16 protein-coding genes are annotated in these 17,151 nt (G+C 56.5%); 8 read left to right on the top strand and 8 right to left on the bottom strand.

Annotation, left to right across the window (positions count from 1 at the left end; translation table 11 throughout):
* Positions 1-9 precede the first annotated feature (9 nt).
* Positions 10-1,077, bottom strand: a complete 1,068-nt coding sequence (locus AC1MEE_RS14395; RefSeq protein WP_480415966.1) for a helix-turn-helix transcriptional regulator — start codon at positions 1,075-1,077, stop codon at positions 10-12.
* 98 nt (positions 1,078-1,175) lie between these two features.
* Here AC1MEE_RS14395 and AC1MEE_RS14390 point away from each other — a divergent pair, with 98 nt between their 5' ends.
* Both AC1MEE_RS14390 and AC1MEE_RS14385 read left to right on the top strand, forming a co-directional pair.
* Positions 1,176-2,036 (top strand): hypothetical protein, encoded by an 861-nt coding sequence (locus AC1MEE_RS14390; protein WP_480415965.1) that lies wholly within the window; start codon positions 1,176-1,178, stop codon positions 2,034-2,036.
* Positions 2,037-2,119: 83 nt separating this feature from the next.
* On the top strand, positions 2,120-2,533 hold the full coding sequence (locus tag AC1MEE_RS14385) for a hypothetical protein (protein WP_480415964.1): 414 nt from the start codon (positions 2,120-2,122) through the stop codon (positions 2,531-2,533).
* 178 nt (positions 2,534-2,711) lie between these two features.
* Here the strand turns inward: AC1MEE_RS14385 and AC1MEE_RS14380 are convergent, their stop codons facing one another.
* The 7 genes from AC1MEE_RS14380 to AC1MEE_RS14350 all read right to left on the bottom strand — a co-directional run bounded on the left by AC1MEE_RS14380 (position 2,712) and on the right by AC1MEE_RS14350 (position 10,340).
* Positions 2,712-3,638, bottom strand: coding sequence for a replication initiation protein (locus AC1MEE_RS14380; RefSeq protein WP_480415963.1), 927 nt, complete (start codon positions 3,636-3,638; stop codon positions 2,712-2,714).
* Positions 3,639-3,648: 10 nt separating this feature from the next.
* Complete coding sequence (locus AC1MEE_RS14375) at positions 3,649-3,849, bottom strand: AlpA family phage regulatory protein (RefSeq protein ID WP_480415962.1); 201 nt, start codon at positions 3,847-3,849, stop codon at positions 3,649-3,651.
* A gap of 127 nt (positions 3,850-3,976) precedes the next feature.
* Positions 3,977-4,810: a hypothetical protein gene (locus AC1MEE_RS14370; RefSeq protein ID WP_480415961.1), complete on the bottom strand. Its 834-nt coding sequence runs from the start codon at positions 4,808-4,810 to the stop codon at positions 3,977-3,979.
* A gap of 47 nt (positions 4,811-4,857) precedes the next feature.
* Positions 4,858-6,234: a tyrosine-type recombinase/integrase gene (locus tag AC1MEE_RS14365; RefSeq protein WP_480415960.1), complete on the bottom strand. Its 1,377-nt coding sequence runs from the start codon at positions 6,232-6,234 to the stop codon at positions 4,858-4,860.
* 695 nt (positions 6,235-6,929) lie between these two features.
* Positions 6,930-8,204 (bottom strand): MFS transporter, encoded by a 1,275-nt coding sequence (locus tag AC1MEE_RS14360; RefSeq protein ID WP_480415959.1) that lies wholly within the window; start codon positions 8,202-8,204, stop codon positions 6,930-6,932.
* Between the two features lie 54 nt (positions 8,205-8,258).
* Entirely contained in the window at positions 8,259-9,413 is a 1,155-nt protein-coding gene (locus AC1MEE_RS14355; protein ID WP_133076208.1) for an acyl-CoA dehydrogenase family protein, read from the bottom strand.
* 60 nt (positions 9,414-9,473) lie between these two features.
* Positions 9,474-10,340 carry an IclR family transcriptional regulator gene (locus AC1MEE_RS14350; protein ID WP_480415958.1) on the bottom strand — a complete coding sequence of 289 codons (867 nt, stop codon included), beginning with the start codon at positions 10,338-10,340 and terminating at the stop codon, positions 9,474-9,476.
* A 237-nt stretch (positions 10,341-10,577) separates the two neighbouring features.
* On the opposite strand from AC1MEE_RS14350, the gene AC1MEE_RS14345 reads away from it, so the two are divergent.
* The 6 genes from AC1MEE_RS14345 to AC1MEE_RS14320 are packed head-to-tail and all read left to right on the top strand — an operon-like array spanning position 10,578 to position 17,127.
* Positions 10,578-11,363, top strand: a complete 786-nt coding sequence (locus AC1MEE_RS14345) for an enoyl-CoA hydratase (protein ID WP_480415957.1) — start codon at positions 10,578-10,580, stop codon at positions 11,361-11,363.
* A 3-nt stretch (positions 11,364-11,366) separates the two neighbouring features.
* Positions 11,367-12,896: a 3-hydroxyacyl-CoA dehydrogenase gene (locus tag AC1MEE_RS14340; protein WP_480415956.1), complete on the top strand. Its 1,530-nt coding sequence runs from the start codon at positions 11,367-11,369 to the stop codon at positions 12,894-12,896.
* Positions 12,897-12,920: 24 nt separating this feature from the next.
* Positions 12,921-14,123, top strand: a complete 1,203-nt coding sequence (locus AC1MEE_RS14335) for a 3-oxoadipyl-CoA thiolase (RefSeq protein WP_480415955.1) — start codon at positions 12,921-12,923, stop codon at positions 14,121-14,123.
* 24 nt (positions 14,124-14,147) lie between these two features.
* Positions 14,148-15,386, top strand: a complete 1,239-nt coding sequence (locus AC1MEE_RS14330) for a CaiB/BaiF CoA transferase family protein (RefSeq protein WP_480415954.1) — start codon at positions 14,148-14,150, stop codon at positions 15,384-15,386.
* A 59-nt stretch (positions 15,387-15,445) separates the two neighbouring features.
* Positions 15,446-16,195: an electron transfer flavoprotein subunit beta/FixA family protein gene (locus tag AC1MEE_RS14325; protein WP_480415953.1), complete on the top strand. Its 750-nt coding sequence runs from the start codon at positions 15,446-15,448 to the stop codon at positions 16,193-16,195.
* 2 nt (positions 16,196-16,197) lie between these two features.
* Positions 16,198-17,127 (top strand): electron transfer flavoprotein subunit alpha/FixB family protein, encoded by a 930-nt coding sequence (locus AC1MEE_RS14320; RefSeq protein WP_480415952.1) that lies wholly within the window; start codon positions 16,198-16,200, stop codon positions 17,125-17,127.
* Positions 17,128-17,151 lie beyond the last annotated feature (24 nt).

The following is a 17,151-nucleotide window of genomic DNA, read 5'->3' as shown; positions in this document are numbered from 1 at the left end:
TTGCACTCTTTATCCTCCATACAGTGAAAGTGCGCGTTGAAGTGTGTCATGCACATGAGCTCGGAGATTGGTCGGTTTTTTTACCTCAATGTCGGCAGCATTGCTCAGCAGAAATAACCGCAACCCTTGGGAGTCCTGAATGCTGCAGGTGAGCTTCCACCAGCCATCACTATCCTGCTGCAGTTCCTGGCCATCAGTCAGAGGGTTCTCCCAGAGCCTGTTATACAAGTTGGCACTCAAGCGCAGAACCAGATCTACTGGTTCCTCATCATGAATCGTCATGAGATGGCGCTGAGCTTCGAACGAATGAATGTCGTAGTCATCCGGATCCTCAATGAGGCGCTTGCCAGGTTCGATCTTCACGATCCGGTGCAGCATGAGTGCGCACATCGATTTCGGTCCGTTGCTACTGTATTTACCTCGCGGTTTTCCCGGCTCGGGCACGTAGCCGTCAGCCCATTCCTCCTCCAGCACATAGGCGGAAAGGTAGGTGTTGGAATCCTGATGCGAGAGCCCTAGAGGTTTGAGTTGGTAAACGCACTGGGTCCCATCGGCATCCCTGGGGAGGTAGGTGACCTCAAGTGGCTCGTCGTAGCAAATAGCCTGCTGGAGTCTTTTAAGGTGGCCGAGATCGGTTTTGCCAGGCGCAAGTACAAGAAATCGGGTCCCTGTCGTTATGCGCTTTTCTACATCAATCTGGCGTTTTTCAACCCGTTTCATGGCTCTGTTGGCGTAGGCTTTCAGGCCCTTGAGTTGGTCGGTATGTGTGTGAAGTCCAAACCGATTGGCATGGTCAAAGATCGCGGCAAGGGTCATGGCTTCGGTTGGAAGCAATGTCAGGGCGTGGCGGTATTTTTCCAGGCACCACAATCGTGCTAGGCCCTTTCCTTTGTCTTCGCAGGAGGCATAGCCTTCATCGAACAGGTAATCGAGATCGCGCTTGGTGGTTTTCAGCGAGCCTACCGGTTCGCGGCTTGAATCTTTAAGCAGGTCGTGAAGAGTTCTTGCTGAAAGCGGTTCCGTTTGCCAGGTCAAAACCTCCAATAAACGTTCACGGCGATAATTAAGTAATGACATTGGGTTTCACCTGGACAAATTCTGGGTAGGGTATCTGGTTTCATGCTTCTGCTGGCAAGCAATTCTGCATATCCAGCCCACAGGAGCATAAACATCCCATGAAGCGTCGTTCCTATCTCTGCGTTGCGCATGTTGCTGGCTTCGTCACGTGGCTGGCCACTGAACTCGAGTCGCACTCTCTTTTTCAGCACTGCTACACCAACCGCCGCAGCGACGTGCAATGGGCTTGTACCAGCCTGTTCAACGCATTCCAGACCTACAGCTGGAATCACCCGGGCAACGTACGCCTAGGCTACAGCGCGGGCGCTTGCACCACGAGCAACGCTATTGCGCTGGATGCGCTTCGTCGGGACCTGCTGGCCGCTGTCGGCAATGATGCCCTTTGTTTGCAGGCGTCGGCGGACGTGATGGCTTGGGGAGGTGTAACCGCGCGCAATACTGATTGGCTGAAGGCCAACGAGCGTGGTTTGGCGAGCACGCTGCAAAGCGTAAAAATGGCGATCGATGCGCAAGATCCTGAACTGCCGGCGTTGAGTGCTGCCGATCTGCGCTTCAACTCAGGGATGACAAAAATCTATTCCCTGATCTGCGACAACTTCGTGATCTACGACAGTCGCGTCGCGGCTGCGATGGGTTGGCTGGTCGCGAAATACTGTAAAGCCATGGGCTTGACCCAGGTCCCCAAAGAACTGTGCTTCCCATGGTCAGCAGCCAAGGAAAGTGAAACCACATTGATTCCCAAACGCCGTAACCCAGCGGTCGGCAGTCTCTACTTCAAACGCCTTCGTGCCGGACGTCATCACGCGTTGTGGAATCTGCGTGCGAGCTGGGTATTGAGCGCTGTACTTGATCACCCAGCGGCACAGGCCAGTCGCTTCAACACCTACGTCGCTGCCCCGACCAATGCACTTCGCGCGCTGGAAGCGGCCCTGTTCATGATCGGCTATGACTTGGCTTGATCATCGGATGCTTGGACTTGGCAACTCATTCCCACTCGGTGATCACGAGTGGAAAATTTTGAACGACGATAAGGCCACTGGCAATGGAAACGCACTCACTTCGCATGTTGATCATTCATCTCAGCACTCCAGGTTTGAGCCTCACCGACCTGCGGGAAGCGGTAGAACGCGAGTGCCCTCAATTTGATGAAATCCAGCTCAAGGCTGCGCTGTATGACCTTCAGCATGAAGGGTTGTTAGTCGATCACAAAGCGGCAGGGGAGTGGATGCTCACTGCTGTCGAGAGTGAGGCGAAGAACAGCGAATGGCCGGAATACAGCCAGGAGTTTGCCAATCGTATTCTTGCAATCGAGCAGGAGGAGTTCGTAGAGATCGACGTTGATGTTCTGCTTGCCCAACTCGATGTCATGATTCAAAAGGCTCGAGCAAGAAAATCGCGAATTCGCAAGCGGGTCAGCCGCGTGATCAAGGATGCTTGGCGACCCGATCAGTCGTAACGCCACGGCTCTGGCCGATGTTCGACGGTTATAAATGACTGCTTTTGGCCGCATTTCTGCCTGTCAAGACTGACCGATATCGGGCCGATAGCTGCCGGTCATAAATGGCGGTTGGTCAAAGTCAAACTGCGCGAAAGTCGATGGCAGCTGCTCTATATCTGATATGGCTTTTATCCACCTATTTGTTGAGCCAGCTTTTGATTGTTAGGTGGTGAACCCCTAGAGTGCGTCCAATTTCCCGTAGGCTTTTACCTTCGACCGCCATTGATTTAGCCATTGGTAGCAACTGCGCGCGCATAACGGAGCCTTTCCGTCTCCCTCTTGCGGACTGTATCGCTCGGAATTCAGTAGGGGTGAACCGCTCCCATGTCCATTTGCTGATGCTCCGCGCGATCGTTCGGCACTCGCTCAACTGCATCGGATTGCCTATTTCGGTGTGATTTGCAACCAACACTAAATTTAGTACGGAGGCTGCAAAGGCGGGGCCTCCACCTGGCCGCCAATAGTCGCGAACGGCACTGTAGGCCTGTTTGCGTACGATATCAAAAACGGTGCAATTGCGGCCAAGACCTGCATAGTCGACCTGCCGACTGCGACACTTCATCTCCGCTGGCGAGGGCAGGTCGAAGTATTCCGCCAGATCGTCAAGCTGGTAGGGCATATCAGCCCATTGCCGGGTAATCCAATGGTGATGTATTGGGTTCTTCACAATCAAGCCGGCATAACATCTGTCTGCGTCTAGGGTGCGGCGTAGGCCCTCCTGAATAGCAGCCAGATAATTCGCGGGCTTGACTCGTGCAAAGACCGATACCGGTACGGGTGCGGCCAGCAGGTAGATTAGGTGTGCGTGACCATTGGAAGGGTTCATCATCGACATGCTAGGCGGGGGGGCATTGCGATCGCTCCAGTCCAGAGCCCCGCCAAGTCTATCGATGTCGAATACAAGATTTGAAATTAGACCAGATGAATTAGGTTGAATTAGCTTGCGTGACAGTGCCCTCGAAAGGGGAAGTCGATAGAGTCCCTCAATAGTGAGATCGTTACTGCAATATGGACGTCTACTAAGACGCTTTTGAAATAGTCCTGCTGCATCGAGCGTTTGCATAAGACGCTGCTCATTGAGCTGCGTCGAGACGTTCAGTTACCCAGTCATAAATTTCTTGGCTGTCCCATCCAACTGCCCTCGCACCAATGCTTCGGGCGCGTGGAAATTTTCCGGTCTTCATTAGGTTGTAAATAGAGGCGCGGCGATAGCCCGTGGTTTCAATTACTTCGGGTAAACGCATAATGCGTCGACAGTTGTTGGTATTTGCCATTAGCTAAGCTCCGTAGCGCTAGATAGCGCGTAGTGGATTCGTAGCTAGGCAAAATATGTATGAATTCAGTTCTCCAACAGATCAGTGTGCGTGCAGCATGTACACTCTGCGCGCAGAGTGTACGGTTCTAACGAGATAGTCGTTGCTTGTTGTCCTCTGAAATCCATTTCCTTAGAGTGCGCTGGTCAAGTTGGATTCCATCTCTAGCGCTGATAATGCGTGCGAAGTCAGATATTCCCTTGTATTCTTGGCCAGTCAAACGCCATTCGTTTAAAAAACACTCTTTGAGTGCATTTGTGGGCGCGTTTTTTGCCGTGGCACCCCGTCTATTTGTAGCGCTTACTGCTGCACGGCTTGACTCTATCGCTTCCCGGAAAATCCTCGCTGAGGCTGCTGACCGTTGAACGCAATCTAGTGCTGTACTGTCTATCACCCCGCGCTGGAAATCGTTAAGAGCATCGTCAATCCAAAGGAGGCTTAATCCCCACAGAAATCCCTCAATATCGGGGAAGGTATTGGGGTCTATGTTGCGATTTACAACGAGAGGCTTCAGGATTTCCATTGTTGCATGTATAAGCAGTCCCTCGTAATAATTCGGTGCATTAACTAAAGCTCTAATGTCTTTTATTTGAGGGGAGTCCCTGTCGAACTGGAGGGTGATGCTGTCATTAGCTATTAGGTAATTAAAAGTATCTAGGCACTTTTCATCTTTTTCAAAATCTATAATTGTGTCGGCTAACTCATAAAGGTCATTTTCAGTCGGTGGAATGCCAAAGCGTTGGGTTATAAAAAAATATGCCTCGCGTCCTAGCCTCCAAAGGTTTGGATGCTCAGTGTTGCTTTCACCGGTCTTATTTATGAAGGATCTATTTTTTACCCCGGGCTGTCCTTCGGAGAAAGACAAGAAGGGGTCGAAATTTGTGAATAAATTTTTATTAGGGTCATCTTTGAAACCGCGCATTTCTACCTCTTCTGGATTGGCTGCTGCTGTCGCATAAAGTTTCCGGATTAGTGTTTCTCCACTTTGGACTCAATACTTTCGGCATCTGAGCCTGTCATCAAGTCAAGGTGCTCGCCGAGAAGGAGCCAAGCCTCTGTCATCTCCTTGGCATAGCTGTGTCGTTGGTATATGCGCTTAACCTTTTTTTCTTCAGTGTGATTTAGACAGCGCTCTGCCACCTCGGGTAGTACCCCCAGAGCGGTCATCATTGTGGCTCCAGTGCGGCGCAGATCATGAGGAGTCCACTTACCGCCCGCTAGGATGAGCGCATGAGGTTTGGCGCTGCGGCGGCTCATGACGCCTTGATCGGGCTGTCGCTGTCGATCGCCAAGTTGTTTGGTCACTGTCTTACTAGATACAGGGCCACTATTGTCTGTGTTGGGGTAGCACCACGTAGATTTGCCGCTGACGATTTTCACTCGTTCGAATTGGCGAACAGCGAAGTCGGAGAGATAAATCAGGTGTGGCTTATTATTTTTGCTGTTCTGGGCGGGGATCACCCAAGTCTTGGCTTCCAGGTTGATATCTTCCCAGCGCGCTCCTAGGAGTTCACCAATGCGACAACAGGTGGCAAGGGCGATCCATATTGCAACCTCGGTAGTAATCAGAAGTCTGGCATCGCGGACTTTTTTGGCGAGTAGCTTAATTTCCTCGTCGCTCAGTACGCGATCACGCTCGGTATCCCTTTGCCCAATCTTCGCCTTTCGAATGCTAGCGGTGGGGTCGTGCTCGATCAGGTCGCGGTCAACTGCAAATCGGAACATCTGGGGCATTAGGGAAAAGGCTATCTTCGCTGCTCGGTTGACCCCCCGTGCTAACATCGCGTCCGTTACTTCGGTGATGTGGCCCTTTTTTACGTCGGCAACAAAACGCTTTCCTATAAAAGGAAGCACGTCTTTCTCAAACATTCGACGTACCTCGGCTCCCCCGTCTTTACGATTGGCGATATCGATCTTCATCCAACGTTCAAACACGGCAGTGACGGTCTGGCGGGCCGCAAGGGCGGCAGCGGCGGCTTCAGCTCCAGCCCTTTCATGTTCCAACCGTGCTAATTCGGCATTGCGAGCTGCTACAGCTGTTGTCTGCTCGGCTTCTATGTATTCGCGGATGTCTCTTGTGCCGTTCTTGTGCAATGTTGCAAGTTCTGCGGTCCGTTTTCTAGCATCTGCCAGGGTCATCATGCAGCCTCCATCCCGGCTATAGCTGCCTATCGGGTAGGTAGCTCTTTTGCCCTGGCTGTCCATATAGCGAAAATAAAAAAGCCGCTCACCTGATGGCGTGATCCTTGCGACAAGGCTGCCATGGCCCCATATGATCGTTTCACTAAGCCAGAGATCGGAAGATCCTGGCTTGGCAGACATTTGTCGGTCGGTGATATTCGCCATTGTAATACTCCGCAAATGGAGAACCATTTCTATGGTTACCATTCAGTTGCCAATTGGTTGCCAATTAGGACTGGATTTCGGAGGATATTACTGGACAGTAATAGACGATTGGAAGGGGTCTTGCAGCCTTTTATAGCCTATTCCATTGGTCTCAGTGGATTTTTTGAGACGTTACTGGAAGTTCGTTCACCTTTATGGGGTGCTAGGGGTCGAGTGTTCGAATCACTCCGTCCCGACCATATAATTCAAAGGGTTGCGAGATTTTATCTCGCGACCCTTTTTTATTTTTAAGTGTTTTTACCCCCACAAAACGGCTGGCTCTGGGTGGAATCTTCAGCGGATACCGAGCTCGGAACCCGTCCGGTGGGTGTTGTCCTAACTAAATAACTGAGTTGATGACGGTTTTTTCGGGGTTCATTCCTGTCGAACGTTATCGGCGGTATTGGCCGATAGCTGTCGGTCGCGACAGGCTTCTTCAAGGCGTTTTTTTTCTCCCTAGTCAAAGCGAGCAGGAAGGATAAGTTTTCGAAAATGCCAGAAAGATCCGGGTCAAATGGTCGAAGTTTGTTGCGGGGAATATGGCGGTTCAAACAGATTTGAACAAAAAATTGACGTCTCTTGAGCATGTTCAATAGCAGCGGTCAGTCGGATAAGGAGCTCCGACAGACTGCTACTGAATTGTTGAATTACCGGTTCTATTGCTTTTGCGGATCGAATTGTTTGTCCCTGATAAACAGTGCTGGAATCACGCCACAGATGAAGTAGGCCGCGCCCATGACCAGAAAACCTACGCCAATCGAGCCATGGGAGGCCAAAAAGCCAATTGCCGCAGGTGCTACTGCGGCACCCAAACGGCCAATGTTATAAGCACCACCGACCGCAGAGCCGCGTAACTTCGCCTCGAAACTTTCGGTCATGTAGGTCGCATTGACGCCATACGGAATGCCATACAAAAAGCCGAACACGACCAGCATCCACAGAATGTTGTCCTGGCTTTGAAACAGCACGATCACCGGTAGAAACACCGCCGTGCCGAGGGCGCCAAAGGCGAATACGGTTCTGCGCCCGATACGATCGGCGGCCATGCCTGCGAGGATTTTGCCAAGGATCATCGCGGTATAGGTGCCCACCATGTAGCCCGTCATGGACTTGAGGTCCATGCCCAGTTCGCTTTCCAGGTAGGTCGGCATCCAGTTGTTTACACCGTAGTAGCCGAACTGCAAGAAACCGGCAGTAAGAGCCCAGCAGATGAACATCCGACTTGCCTGCGGGTCGCTGAAAATTTGTTTGTACATGCTTTCGCGCTTTACAACTGATCCGCTGCGTATGCCGGCTATTTTTTGCTTGGCGCGTTCGGTTTGGGCGTTGATCCAAGCCTGGGGCTCGGGCACGAAGCGTTGCATCACCAACGCAAGAATCACCGGAATAATCGCGATATAGAACAGCCAGCGCCAGCCATGAATAGGCAATATCCAACCGGCCAGCAGCGTCGCGACGATGTAACCTACGGACCAACCTGCCTGCAGGGTGCCGAGTACCGTGGTGCGGTAGCGAGTGGGGACATACTCGGACATCAGGGTGTTGCACGCCACGTACAGCGCGCCGATGCCCAGCGAGGCCAGGAATCGGATAAGCGCGAACTGCCAGTAACTATGGGTCAGACCTAAGGCGGCGGTGCCTACGGAGAACAGCAAAATACTCCAGACCACGGTTTTTACCCGACCGAACCGATCACAGGCCCAGCCGCCGTAGATACCGCCGATTGCCATCCCTGCCAGGGTAAAGCTGCCCAGGCTGCCGGCCTCGACGTTAGTCAGGCCGAATTCAGTCTTGAGGCTGTTGAGGCTGTAGGACAGCAGCATCAAATCGGCACCGTCGATCAATAATCCGAGAAAGCAAAAAATGAAGACCAGCACCCAAGTGCTGGATTGGGCGTGCGCAGTCGCACTTGCCTGAGCAGTAGCGTCCATGGAGTTACCTTATTGTATTTATGGGGTGGAACTGGACCTGGGGGAGCTTGCGCCTTAGCCTTGCGCGTCGCGGATCATGTTTCGCGCGATGACGATCTGCTGGATCTGGGTGGTGCCTTCATAGATGCGGAACAGGCGCACATCCCGGTAGAAGCGCTCGATGGCGTACTCGCTGACATAACCGGCGCCGCCGTGGATCTGCACGCAACGGTCGGCGACGCGGCCGCACATTTCGGTGGAGAACATTTTGGCGCAGGAGGCTTCAGTGCTGACGTTATGGCCGTCGTCGCGCTTGCGTGCGGCATCCAGCACCATGCAGCGGCTGGCGTAGATTTCTGCCTTGCTGTCGGCCAACATCGCCTGGATCAGTTGGAATTCGGCGATGGGCTTGCCGAACTGTTTGCGTTCCAGTGCATAGCGCAAGGCGTCGTCCAGCATCCGCTCCGCAGCGCCCACGCTCAACGCGGCGATATGCAGGCGACCCTTGTCGAGGACTTTCATCGCGGTCTTGAACCCAACACCTTCGATACCCCCAATCAGTTGGCTGGCGGGCACGCGGGCATTCTCGAAGATCACATCACAGGTATGGGCGCCTTTGTGGCCCATTTTGTGGTCAGGTTTGCCCAGGGAAACGCCTGGCGTGCCTCGTTCGACAATGAATGCGCTGATGCCGCCCGCGCCCTTGATTTCAGTGCTGGTTCTGGCCATCACTGTGTAGATACCGGCATGCGGGGCATTGGTGATGAAACGCTTGGTACCGTTGAGGATGTAGCTATCGCCATCGCGCACGGCAGTGGTCTTTAGCGAGGCGGCGTCTGAGCCGGCGTCGGGCTCGGTCAGGCAGAAGGAGCTGAGCAGTTCACCGCTGGCGAGCTTGGGCAGGTAGTGGTGTTTTTGCGCTTCGGTGCCATCGAGTAGGATGCCGATGGAGCCGATTCCGTTGTTGGTGCCGATGTAGGAGCGAAACGCCGGGGAGGTGCGCCCCAGTTCGAAGGCGATATTCACCTCTTCCTCCATGGTGACGCCCAGCCCTCCAAACTCTTCCGGCAGTGTCAGACCAAACAGACCCATGGCCTGCATCTGTTCGACGATGTCCTGGGGGATTGCGTCGGTGTCGGCCACCTCGTTTTCCCGAGGAATCAGCACTTCGCCGACAAACTGACGAAGTGAATCCAGAAGAATCTGCAGGGTTTCGGTATCACGGATCATGTGCGCTCCTAACGCTCGCAGGCGAGCGGTTCTTTATTGGGGCGCCGTTACTCCGTTGCGTCAGCGAGCAGCGGCACCGATGTTATTAACCATGTTGATCAGGCGAGGCCCGATGTCGTCCATGAGCTGTTCGCGGGGCAGTTGAAAACTCGGCCCACCGCAGTTGAACGTCAGCAACCCGTATTGCGGGTGCACCAACGGCACGGCCACGGAATTGACGTCGCGATGCCACTCACCGATCGACAGACAGAAGCCGTAGTCGGCGTAATCTCTGAATGCCCGGTCCAGCCCTTTTCGGATGGCCGGCCACTGCTCCGATTCGCGCTGGCGAATGTGATCGAGCAAAAACTCCCGCTCGGTTTCCGGCATGGCCGCCAGGCATGCACGGCCTACTGAACTCTGTGCCAGGGGCAAGTAGCTGCCGATCTGACGACGCATGGTCATGTTGCCCTGGCCCTGGACCACATCCAGGTACACCATTTGGAGGCGGTCACGAGAGGCCATGGCGACGGCGGCCTGGGCGTGGTTCGCCAGCTCCTCCATCAACGGATGGGCCACCGTGCGAATCGCCAGGTTCGACAACATGGCGTAGCCAAAACCCAACACCCCGACATCCAGCTGATACTTGCCCGAATGCACTTCTCGTTTGAGGCAGCCCAGACGCATCAGCGTATTGGTCAGTCGCGTCACGGTCGGTTTGGGCAGGCCGGTCATGCGCGCCAGGTCCTGATTGCCCAGCACGTTGTCGCGCGGGGTGAAACACCTCATCAGTTCCAGGCCGCGTGCCAATGCCGTCACGAATTGGCCGCTGTTTTCGTCGTCGCTCAGTGCGCTGGCGGGGTCGAGCATGCCCATCCTCAGTAACCCGATTTCATCCGCTCCCTTGGTCGTGTCAGCGGCCTGCTGATCTGCCTTGATGCGAGCCATGGTAGAACCTCACTTTAAAAAAATGCAAGAAAATAAAATACAGTTTCGCCTGGCGAAATTGTATTCGCTTGCGTTAAAAAAACCAATGGTTTTGTTGTTGGTGGATAAAAACCAGTAATCATTGGGATTTGTTAGATTTTTTGTGTTTTATGTTTACAGAGAATTGGAAGCCTCCCTATGATGGATTGTAATTACGGTACTCAGTTTCGCTTGGCGAAACAATAATAAGAGGTCGCTATGAACTCCCAACCAGAACCGGTCGTGCATGTACAGATTCGCGAGGATGGCGTCGCTGTCGTACGTATTGAACGGCCCGAAGTAAAGAACGCCCTTAACAGCGCAGTGCGCGAACAACTGGCCGAGAGCTTTCGTGCGCTATCCGTTGATGCGCGGGTGCGTTCGATCGTCCTCACCGGCGGCGAACAGTGTTTCGTCGCCGGCGCCGACATCCGCGAGTTCGCCCAGGCCAGCCCGATCGAGATGTACCGTCGTCACACGGAATACCTGTGGGATGCCATCGCTCGTTGCCCTAAACCGGTGATCGCCGCGGTCAACGGTTTTGCCTTGGGTGGCGGCTGCGAGCTGGCGATGCACTGCGACATTATTGTTGCCGGACACTCGGCGCGCTTCGGCCAGCCTGAGGTCAAGCTAGGCCTGATGCCGGGGGCGGGGGGCACGCAACGGCTGATCCGTGCGGTCGGTAAGTTCCAGGCCATGCGTATCGCGCTGACGGGCTGCCTGGTGCCCGCGCCCGAGGCGCTTGCAATGGGCATGGTCAGCGAGGTGGTGAGTGATGAGCGCACGTTGCCGCGCGCGCTTGAGCTCGCATCAGAGATTGCAGCATTGCCACCGTTGGCGGTTGCGCAGATCAAGGAAGTGATGTTGCTCGGTGCCGACTTACCCCTGGACAGTGCGCTGGCCTTGGAACGTAAGGCGTTCCAGTTGCTGTTTGACTCGCAGGATCAAAAGGAGGGCGCCAGCGCCTTCCTGGAAAAACGCAAAGCCAGCTTTTCGGGGGAATGACCCATGACACGTGAAATCAAGCGCATGGCGGTGGTGGGTGCCGGCGTCATGGGCACCGGCATTGCCCAGATTGCAGCCCAGGCAGGTGTTGAAGTCTTGCTGTTTGACAACCGCGAGGGCGCCGCCGAGGCCGCTCGCGCAAACCTGGGGCAGACCCTGGATAAGCTGGTTGCCAAGGGCAAGGTTCCCGGCAGCGATGCCCAGGCAACACTTGAGCGTTTGCGGGTGGCGACGGCTTTAACCGAGCTCAGCGATGTTGACCTGGTGGTGGAAGCCATTATTGAGCGCCTGGATGCCAAACAGGCCTTGCTGGCCCAACTTGAAGCGGTGGTGCGCGATGACTGCATATTGGCCACCAACACCTCATCGCTATCCGTGACCAGCATCGCGCGTGAGTGCAAGCACCCGGAACGTGTGGCGGGCTTTCACTTCTTCAACCCGGTACCGCTGATGAAGGTGGTGGAGGTCATCGATGGCTTGGCCAGCGATCCGCGCGTCGGCGACAGCTTGCAAGCGCTGGCTACGCGGATGGGACATCGCGGGATCCGGGCCAAGGACACCCCCGGTTTTATCATCAACCACGCCGGGCGTGCCTACAGCACCGAAGCCCTGCAGATACTCAAGGAATGCGTAACGGAACCCGCAGAGATTGACCGCATCCTGCGTGAAGGCTTGGGGTTCCGCATGGGGCCGCTGGAGTTGTTCGACCTTACGGCGCTGGATGTGTCCCACCCGGTGATCGAGTCAATCTACAACCAGTTCTACCAGGAACCGCGTTATCGTCCGGCCGCGCTGACCCGCCAGATGCTCGAGGCGGGGTATGTCGGGCGTAAGGTCGGGCGTGGTTTCTATCGGTATGTCGATGGCCAGAGGGTGGATGCGCCCGAGCCGCAGGTCGTACCTACTGTGGAGGCGTTTCCGCCCGTCTGGCTGGGTACCGAAAACGACAATGACCGCGCCAGCTTGAGCGTGTTGCTGGAGCAACTCGGCGCGCAGGTAGAGCAGGGGGCCACACCGTCGGATGATGCGTTGTGCCTGCTGGCACCGTATGGGGATGACGCCACTCGCGCGGCGCAACGCTTTGCCACCGACCCGACCCGTACCGTTTGCATCGACCCGCTGCTCGACTGCACTCGTTACCGCACGCTGATGCTTACCCCCACCACCCGCGTCGACCTGCGCAATGCCGCACACACATTGCTGGCACGCGATGGTGTGGGTGTCAGCGTGATCAATGACAGTGTCGGCTTTGTGGCCCAGCGGGTGCTGGCGATGATCGTCAACCTGGCGGGCGACATCGTGCAACAACGCATTGCCAGCGTCGAAGACCTGGACGAAGGAGTGCGCCGGGGGCTGGGTTACCCGCAAGGGCCATTGGCCTGGGGGGACAGCGTCGGGCCCCGGCGTTTGCTGACTATCCTGGAGCGCATGACGGAACTGACCGGTGACCCTCGTTACCGACCTGGCCCGTGGCTGCGCCGTCGTGCGGCACTCGGCCTGTCGCTGTGCCATCCCGAACCGACCCTGACTTGATCCCTTAACGCTTAGGAAACTGCCATGCTCGACGCTTATATTTTTGCAGGGTTGCGCACGCCTTTCGGTCGCCACGCTGGCGCGCTGGCGCCCGTGCGGCCCGATGATCTTGCGGCCCATGTGATCCGGGAATTGCTGGCTCGCTATGCCATCCCTGGCGATGCCATCGAAGACGTGATCCTTGGTAATACCAACCAGGCCGGTGAAGACAGCCGCAATATTGCGCGTCACGCTGCGCTGCTCGCCGGTTTGCCTGTGACGGTGCCGGGGCAGACTATCAATCGGCTGTGCGCCAGTGGGCTGGCCGCCGTAATCGATGCCGCCCGGGCCGTTACCTGTCAGGAAGGCGAACTGTTCGTTGCCGGCGGGGTGGAGAGCATGTCCCGTGCTCCCTTCGTGATGGCCAAAGCAGATGCGGCCTACAGCCGCGATTTCACCGTGTTCGACAGCACCATCGGCGCACGCTTTCCCAACCCGAGGATTGTGTCCGAGTTCGGTAACGACAGCATGCCGCAGACCGGCGACAACGTGGCCCAGGAGTACGGCATTGACCGGACCCAGGCTGATGTTTTCGCTGCGCGTTCCCAGGCGAATTACCACGCCGCACGCCAGCGCGGTTTCTTCAACGACGAACTCCTCGGTGTCAGTGTCCCCACTGGTCGGAAGACGCTGCCCAACCTGGTCGAGCAAGACGAGCACCCACGCCCACAATCCGACCTTGCAGCCCTCACGCGCCTAAGCCCTTTGCACGAAGGTGGCGTGGTCACCGCCGGCAACGCTTCAGGTGTAAACGATGGGGCGGCGGCACTGCTGATCGGTACTGCCGCCGCCGGTGAGCGCCACGGGTTAGTGCCTATGGCGCGAATTCTGTCGAGCGCCGCCGCAGGTGTTGCGCCGCGCATCATGGGCGTCGGTCCGGTGGAGGCGATCAACAAAGCCTTGGCCCGCGCCCGCCTGACGCTGGCGGACATGGATATCATCGAAATCAACGAAGCGTTTGCCAGCCAGGTGCTGGGTTGTCTAAAGGGGCTGGGCCTTGCGCTTGACGATCCTCGGGTCAACCCCAACGGTGGCGCGATCGCGGTGGGCCACCCACTGGGTGCCTCAGGCGCGCGCTTGGCGCTGAGTACCGCGCGGGCGTTGCAGGAAAGCGGAAAACGCTTCGCCGTGGTCAGTCTGTGTATCGGTGTCGGCCAAGGGCTGGCAATGGTTATCGAGCGCGCGTGAACGCTCAAGTAAAGGTGAAATGACATGGGTGCTTTGACTGGATACCGCGTGCTCGACTTGAGCCGTGTACTTGCCGGGCCCTGGTGCGGGCAAACCCTCGCCGACCTCGGCGCGGAAGTGATCAAGGTGGAACGGCCAGGCGTCGGTGACGACACCCGCGGCTGGGGGCCGCCCTGGATGAAAGGCCAGAGCGACGAGCTGACCTCTGAGGCCTCCTATTATCAGTCGACCAATCGCGGCAAGTTATCGGTGGCGCTCAACTTGGCCAGCCCGGAAGGGCAGGCGTTGGTACGTGCCCTGGCGACCGATTGCGACGTGCTGATCGAAAACTACAAGGCCGGTTCCCTGGCCAAGTATGGGTTGGATTACGCGTCGCTGTCGGAGTTGAACCCACGCTTGGTGTACTGCTCCGTCACCGGTTTCGGGCAGACCGGCCCGCGTGCTGCCGAGCCCGGTTACGACTTTATCGTGCAGGGCATCGGCGGGCTGATGAGCATCACCGGGGAACGCGATGACTTGCCCGGTGGCGGACCGCAAAAGGTCGGCGTGGCTTTTTCCGACCTGATGACCGGGTTGTATTCCACGGTGGCGATCCAGGCGGCGCTGCTTAGCCGGGAAAAGACCGGGCTCGGTCAGCATATCGATATGGCGTTGCTGGATGTGCAGGTTGCCACCCTGTGCAACCAGAGTCAGAACTACCTGGCCTCCGGCAAGCCGCCTGGGCGATATGGCAATGCTCACGCCAATATTGTGCCGTATCAGGTATTCCGCGCCAGTGACCAGGACTTCATCATCGCCTGCGGCAACGACTCGCAATTCGTCGCGTTGTGCGAGGCCATTGACCTCGCACACCTGCCTGAAGATCCACGTTTCACGCGTAACGCCGACCGGGTGGCCAATCGCGAAGCGATTATCGAAATCTTGTCTCGGCATTTCCTTGAGGGGCGCGCGCAGGCATGGATCGACCGTATTCACCCTCGGGGTGTGCCAATAGGCGCGATCAACAGCATCGCCCAGGCGCTGGATGAGCCTCAGGTCAAGGCGCGCAATATGCTGGTGACGATACCCCATCCGCTGAAGGCCGATTTCGTGACCGTTGGCAGCCCGATCAAGCTGTCGGGTACGCCGGTGGAATACCTGCGCCCGGCGCCGATGCTCGGTGAGCATACGGATGAAGTGCTTAAGCGTCAGTTGGGGTTGGACGACGAGCGCCTGGCGCAACTGAAGGCCAGCGGCGTGATTGAGCAGTTGGGCGAGCGCTGATTCGCTTTCCCGGCGCGCCGAACGCGAGCCGGGCTCTTTTTTTTGCAATGGAGTTTTCCATGAAAGTCCTCGTAGCCATCAAGCGGGTGGTCGACTACAACGTCAAGGTCCGGGTTAAAGCGGACAACTCAGGCGTTGATCTTGCGAATGTAAAAATGTCGATGAACCCATTCTGTGAAATCGCAGTGGAAGAAGCCGTACGCCTGAAAGAGAAAGGTGTTGCGACTGAAATCGTCGTCGTCTCCATTGGCCCGTCCACCGCTCAAGAGCAACTGCGCACCGCGCTGGCTCTGGGTGCCGACCGCGCCATCCTCGTCGAATCCGCTGAAGATCTGACGTCCCTGGCCGTTGCCAAACTGTTGAAAGCCGTTGTCGACAAGGAACAGCCTCAACTGGTGATCCTCGGCAAACAAGCGATCGACAGCGACAACAACCAGACTGGCCAGATGCTCGCTGCACTGAGCGGCTACGGTCAGGGCACCTTCGCTTCGAAAGTTGAAGTGTCCGGCGACACCGTTGCCGTGACCCGCGAAATCGACGGCGGCGCGCAGACAGTTTCCCTGAAACTGCCGGCCATCGTCACCACCGACCTGCGTTTGAACGAGCCGCGCTACGCGTCCCTGCCAAACATCATGAAAGCCAAGAAGAAGCCTCTCGAAGTGCTGACTCCGGACGCTTTGGGCGTTTCCACCGCCTCCACCAACAAGACCGTAAAAGTCGAAGCGCCAGCAGCACGCAGCGCGGGTATCAAGGTCAAGTCGGTGGCTGAACTGGTCGAGAAACTGAAAAACGAAGCGAAGGTAATCTAATCATGACTATCTTGGTAATCGCAGAGCACGACAACAAGGTAGTGGCCCCGGCCACCCTGAACACCGTGGCTGCCGCTGCGAAAATCGGTGGCGACATCCACGTATTGGTCGCTGGCCAGAACGTTGGCGCCGTGGCTGAAGCCGCCGCGAAAATCGCAGGCGTAGCTAAAGTGCTGGTGGCCGACAACGGCGCCTACGCTCACCAACTGCCGGAAAACGTCGCTCCTCTGGTTGCAGAGTTGGGCGCTGGTTACAGCCACATCCTGGCTGCCGCGACTTCCAACGGCAAAAACATCCTGCCGCGCGTTGCCGCGTCGCTGGACGTTGACCAGATCTCCGAGATCATCTCGGTCGAAAGCGCTGATACCTTCAAACGCCCGATCTATGCCGGTAACGCCATCGCTACCGTTCAGTCCAACGCGTCGGTGAAAGTCATCACCGTGCGTGCTACCGGTTTCGACCCGGTTGCCGCTGAAGGTGGTTCGGCTTCGGTTGAAGCGGTTGCTGCTGCTCACGACGCTGGCACTTCCAGCTTCGTTGGCGAAGAACTGGCCAAGTCCGATCGTCCGGAACTGACCGCTGCCAAGATCGTCGTTTCCGGCGGCCGCGGCATGCAGAACGGTGACAACTTCAAACACCTGTACGCCCTGGCTGACAAGCTGGGTGCTGCTGTCGGCGCTTCCCGCGCTGCGGTTGACGCAGGTTTCGTACCTAACGACATGCAGGTCGGTCAGACCGGCAAGATCGTTGCTCCACAGCTGTACATCGCGGTCGGTATCTCCGGCGCGATCCAGCACCTGGCCGGCATGAAAGACTCCAAAGTGATCGTTGCGATCAACAAGGACGAAGAAGCGCCGATCTTCCAGGTGGCCGATTACGGCCTGGTGGCGGACTTGTTCGAAGCAGTGCCAGCACTTCAGCAAGCCCTTTAAGGATGAACCAGGCGCCGGTACGCG

It is taken from the genome of Pseudomonas sp. ASL3 (genome assembly GCF_056680425.1).
Note: the sequence above shows the minus strand (reverse complement) of the source record. Positions and strands in the feature narration are given on the sequence as shown.

Coding starts and splice junctions, on each gene's coding strand:
- AC1MEE_RS14395 (WP_480415966.1), bottom strand. CDS start 1,077: ATGTCATTACTTAATTATCGCCGTGAACGTTTATTGGAGGTTTTGACC.
- AC1MEE_RS14390 (WP_480415965.1), top strand. CDS start 1,176: ATGAAGCGTCGTTCCTATCTCTGCGTTGCGCATGTTGCTGGCTTCGTC.
- AC1MEE_RS14385 (WP_480415964.1), top strand. CDS start 2,120: ATGGAAACGCACTCACTTCGCATGTTGATCATTCATCTCAGCACTCCA.
- AC1MEE_RS14380 (WP_480415963.1), bottom strand. CDS start 3,638: ATGCAAACGCTCGATGCAGCAGGACTATTTCAAAAGCGTCTTAGTAGA.
- AC1MEE_RS14375 (WP_480415962.1), bottom strand. CDS start 3,849: ATGGCAAATACCAACAACTGTCGACGCATTATGCGTTTACCCGAAGTA.
- AC1MEE_RS14370 (WP_480415961.1), bottom strand. CDS start 4,810: ATGCGCGGTTTCAAAGATGACCCTAATAAAAATTTATTCACAAATTTC.
- AC1MEE_RS14365 (WP_480415960.1), bottom strand. CDS start 6,234: ATGGCGAATATCACCGACCGACAAATGTCTGCCAAGCCAGGATCTTCC.
- AC1MEE_RS14360 (WP_480415959.1), bottom strand. CDS start 8,204: ATGGACGCTACTGCTCAGGCAAGTGCGACTGCGCACGCCCAATCCAGC.
- AC1MEE_RS14355 (WP_133076208.1), bottom strand. CDS start 9,413: ATGATCCGTGATACCGAAACCCTGCAGATTCTTCTGGATTCACTTCGT.
- AC1MEE_RS14350 (WP_480415958.1), bottom strand. CDS start 10,340: ATGGCTCGCATCAAGGCAGATCAGCAGGCCGCTGACACGACCAAGGGA.
- AC1MEE_RS14345 (WP_480415957.1), top strand. CDS start 10,578: ATGAACTCCCAACCAGAACCGGTCGTGCATGTACAGATTCGCGAGGAT.
- AC1MEE_RS14340 (WP_480415956.1), top strand. CDS start 11,367: ATGACACGTGAAATCAAGCGCATGGCGGTGGTGGGTGCCGGCGTCATG.
- AC1MEE_RS14335 (WP_480415955.1), top strand. CDS start 12,921: ATGCTCGACGCTTATATTTTTGCAGGGTTGCGCACGCCTTTCGGTCGC.
- AC1MEE_RS14330 (WP_480415954.1), top strand. CDS start 14,148: ATGGGTGCTTTGACTGGATACCGCGTGCTCGACTTGAGCCGTGTACTT.
- AC1MEE_RS14325 (WP_480415953.1), top strand. CDS start 15,446: ATGAAAGTCCTCGTAGCCATCAAGCGGGTGGTCGACTACAACGTCAAG.
- AC1MEE_RS14320 (WP_480415952.1), top strand. CDS start 16,198: ATGACTATCTTGGTAATCGCAGAGCACGACAACAAGGTAGTGGCCCCG.